The organism is Desulfocucumis palustris, from assembly GCF_002933875.1.
Classification (GTDB): Bacteria; Bacillota; Desulfotomaculia; order Desulfotomaculales; family Desulfocucumaceae; genus Desulfocucumis; species Desulfocucumis palustris.
In genome coordinates, this window is sequence record NZ_BFAV01000099.1 from 1 (window position 1) to 1,833 (window position 1,833).

At 43.8% G+C, this 1,833-nt stretch carries 1 protein-coding gene; it reads right to left on the reverse strand.

Annotation, left to right across the window (positions count from 1 at the left end; all coding sequences use genetic code 11):
• Positions 1-137: 137 nt before the first annotated feature.
• Complete coding sequence (locus DCCM_RS07545; RefSeq protein WP_128739112.1) at positions 138-1,712, reverse strand: IS1182 family transposase; 1,575 nt, start codon at positions 1,710-1,712, stop codon at positions 138-140.
• Positions 1,713-1,833: the final 121 nt, after the last annotated feature.

The following is a 1,833-nucleotide window of genomic DNA, read 5'->3' on the forward strand; positions in this document are numbered from 1 at the left end:
CTAGGAGAGTGTTGAAAAAGTCCTGTTTTTCTTTAGTGATTACGCTATAAAAAGTTTATATTCGCTATATAACCTGAGAAAAGAAAGATAATTCCTCTCCTGTATGCTCTTGAAGTTCTATTGGCTTCTTCTTTTCTCTATATTGGCGTACAAAGCCCTAATGTCTTGGCTAAAGCATAATTATTATCCGACATTCGGAAGAGCCTTTTTAAATTTACCACCGCTGAGGTCCAGGTTAACTGGAATAAAACTTTTGCCTTGCCCCGGTAACGGGCTTTTCCTAAACCATGGTGTTTCAGTTCGGCTATTTTTCGCTCAACTATTGGCCGCAGGCGGTATTTATCTTGAAACTCCCTTGTCATTTGGTACTCCCGTGCTTCCTGAAGAACGGCCTCGTGCTGGTGGACACTTACCACCCGACCATGTTTGCTGTTAGTGCACAGGGGCCTCAAAGGGCAGCTTTGGCAAACCTCTTCCGGAAATCTAAATGACTTAATGGCTTTGGTTATACGGTCCCGTGTGCATAACCGGGTAACATATTGGTTCGGGCACTGACAGGAAAATTTGTCCAAATTTATTGTAAACTGTGATTTTGGGAAAAGCCCTTTATTACTTGGATTGGCCACAGGGGCTATTACCTTTATTTGTTCCCCCTGAAGGGCTAACCTTGTTTCAGCAGATCCATAAGCGGTATCGCCGGTCAGTTGGGTTGTGCTAATGCCTATACTCTTTGCACCATTTAATACTTCATTGATAACCTCGGCATCGTGCTTATTGCCTTCTGAAACCGCAACACTGGTAATTATTTCGGCATGGGGGTCTTCCAGTATGGTGTCCTTATATCCGTTAAACAGTCCCTTGCTGGTTTTGTGGCCGTGCCTCATCTCAGAATCAGCTATGGAAATAATACGGTCCTTGGCTACCCCCTGGCGGATTTCGGGCTCTTGCTGGTCGTTAATCTCTATGTCCTGATAGGCGACCTGGGACAGCATATCCGCTGCCTCTTGCTCCCATTTGTTCAGGTCATTTTCTTTTAGTGCTTCAATAAGGCTGTTGGCGTCAGAGACAAGTTCTTTAAGCATTTTCTTTCGTTCTTCTTTACTGTCCCAGTTGATTTCAGGCTTGCCTTTTTTGAGATAATCCTGTTTGAAGCTTGCCGTTAGCTTCCTGACCTGCGGAAACCTTTTTGTAGTTTTAATTACCTTACGCATTGCTTTTTGAATCAGGGTGTAGGTATCCTGTACGGCACCGGCGCCCATTACACTGGTGGAGTCAATAACCTGCTCCAGATCTTTTGGCAGTATTTCTGCTTCAATGGCCATTTTAATGATTTTGTCAAACACCACGGAGATTTTATCGTTAACTATGATGGCAGTCCTAAATTTGCATAGCGAGGTGAAGTCAAAACCTGCTTCGTCCATGGGCAACTCCAGGGCTACCTTCCATCTCAAGTCAAACTTGGCCCGTTCTTCCGCTTCCCTGTCGGATACTTTGTCGTACAACATTAAAAGGAGTACGCTTGCCATAAGCGATGGCGGATTGGATGGGCGTCCCATTCCGGAAGAGGAATACATGGATGCAAACATATCATCTTTTATATTGGCCAGGGACCATTTGTTAAATTTAACGTAGAAAGAATCCTCGGGAAGAAGAGGCTTTTTGAACCATAGGCTGATATCCGAAAAAGTGGGCTGATCCTTCCTATGTGACATCAATTTAATTTACACCCCGTTTACGCCTGTTTTCTTTATAATTCGACGTTTAAGAGATGATTACCTTGTTTCGCTAAGAAAAGTGGCTCTCTAAATCAAGAGTTTTTCAACACTCTCCTAG

What these genes read in the sequence shown, in the direction of transcription:
- DCCM_RS07545 (WP_128739112.1), bottom strand. Translation starts at nt 1,712, where the DNA reads ATGTCACATAGGAAGGATCAGCCCACTTTTTCGGATATCAGCCTATGG.